General features: G+C 22.6%; 2 protein-coding genes. Both read right to left on the bottom strand.

Annotated features, from left to right (window positions below; translation table 11 throughout):
• Window positions 1-119 precede the first annotated feature (119 nt).
• The gene (locus A9G24_RS01335; RefSeq protein WP_065637431.1) at window positions 120-416 is read right to left on the bottom strand and encodes a hypothetical protein; all 297 of its coding nucleotides are present in this window, start codon (window positions 414-416) and stop codon (window positions 120-122) included.
• A 50-nt stretch (window positions 417-466) separates the two neighbouring features.
• The gene (locus A9G24_RS01340) at window positions 467-913 is read right to left on the bottom strand and encodes a hypothetical protein (protein ID WP_065637432.1); all 447 of its coding nucleotides are present in this window, start codon (window positions 911-913) and stop codon (window positions 467-469) included.
• Window positions 914-1921 lie beyond the last annotated feature (1008 nt).

Below are 1921 nucleotides of genomic sequence, written 5' to 3' on the forward strand. Positions count from 1 at the left end.
TAACACAATTATTTGTTCTGTTTATAGTAGTAATTCTGTATTTTTTTGCTAATAATGTATCTATTTGATTTTTATACTTTGTATATTCCATTGTTTATTCCTCTTTTTATTATTGTTGTTTAAATACTTTTATTTAATGCTTTATAATGTACTCTACTGTTTTTTAAAATAATGTTATATAAAACATTAATATAAAGTAATAAATTGTCTTCTTTTTTAGCTTTGTTTAAGTTTACTAAGTCAATTTTGTATATTTTATAATCATTATCATTAATAAAATTTATTAAACTTAATAGCTTTATATTTATTGTATTTTTTATATTTTCCAATATGTTGCTTTCTCTAACTGTGTGATTTTCTTTGTTTTTTAAATTGTTGTATGTCTTTATATCATTTATTAAATTTTCTATTTTCATTGCTTACCTCTTTTATTCTTCTTATAGCCCCATTACTGGGGCTTTTATTATTAAATAGTTGCTGTTGTTGTTGCTTGTACTACTACTTGCGCTTGTTCTGTTTGTGTTGCTTGCTCTGTTTTTACAACATTTCTTTTTTTGTAAACTCTTGTGTATTCAATTTTTTCTTCATTAATCCATTTTTTTAAATACTTAAGTTGCTTTGTTTCAAAATCTCTTATAATAAAGATCGAACCTTCTGGCACAACAACTTCATGATATCTTCGCGAACCACTAGAGTAAGGGTAATTTTTAATAAATTCGATTTTTGAACATACACGTGCATCAGATCTATTATCATACGTGTAAGCAATGGGTACACCCGCTATTCTTAACGCACTAATTGTTCTACTCAGATCTTTTTTAACTTTAATTTTTATATCAATTAATTTATTTACTACTACTTTTTTAGCTGATTTTTTAGTTGTTTTTTTAATTTTCATTGTTTCTTTTAACATATTCCAATCCTCTCTTAATTATTATTATTTAAATTAGAAAAACTGTGTAACTTTTTGTTTTAGTTACATTATTTTGTTTTCTTGCTTATAGTTATATAAAATTTGGTTAAATTGTAAAGTTAGTTTTTTAGCATTTTGTGCTATTTAATATATTTTTTTAAACTTTTATATGTTAAGATTATTGGTTTTTCTTTATTTGTAATAAATAAAAGTTTATACTTGAAATATAATTGTTATTTTTAAAAAAGACAAAACTAATTGATTGTTTGTTGAGCAGTTGAACTTATTTTTGTTGTGTTTTTTGTGAAAAAGTGATAAGTTAAAAGGTTGGTGTTATTTCAGACAATAAAAAACCCTTTTATTAAAAAGGGTTTTGGTTAAAAAAAGCATATTTTCTATCATAATAATAATAAGTTTAAGAGATAAAATTATTATTACTTATACTTATAGTAAATATATTTAAATTGTCAATACTAAATTCATAAAAAATTATATAGTTAGTAATCAAAAAAAATCACTTTGTTTTTTTATAGCACGTTACTTATGTACTTTACAAATAACTTATATTTAGCACATACATATAATCCCTTCCCAAAAACTTTTTTTTAGCTTATTGATTTAAAAATCAACAGATTTTTAAATGTTCTACACAAGTCTTTTTTAGCGCAAGTATCAAGCAAGCTTGCTTGCTATTATTTTGTGTGTGCTGCCAAGCACCCAATCCCTTAACCGATCTTTTTTTATTTTTAAAAATCTACAGGTTTTTAAAAATCTTTATTAAAATTATTCTTGTTTTACTTTATTATTTTATTATTTTCCTATTTTCGGGCTGTTTTTTAGCTAAATTAATCAATAATATCAATATGTTACAAAATTCATTGACGACAAAAAGAATGTAAAAAACGACAAAAAGAATGTGAATAACGACATTTCGAATGTTGAACGACAAAACGAATGTTAAAAAAAATGTTCATTTTTTTTGGATTATTTTATAAAAAACGATTACTT

The sequence above is a fragment of the Gilliamella sp. App6-5 genome (assembly GCF_001690525.1).
Lineage (GTDB): Bacteria > Pseudomonadota > Gammaproteobacteria > Enterobacterales > Orbaceae > Gilliamella > Gilliamella apicola_H.

What these genes read in the sequence shown, in the direction of transcription:
- A9G24_RS01335 (WP_065637431.1), bottom strand. Translation starts at nt 416, where the DNA reads ATGAAAATAGAAAATTTAATAAATGATATAAAGACATACAACAATTTA.
- A9G24_RS01340 (WP_065637432.1), bottom strand. Translation starts at nt 913, where the DNA reads ATGTTAAAAGAAACAATGAAAATTAAAAAAACAACTAAAAAATCAGCT.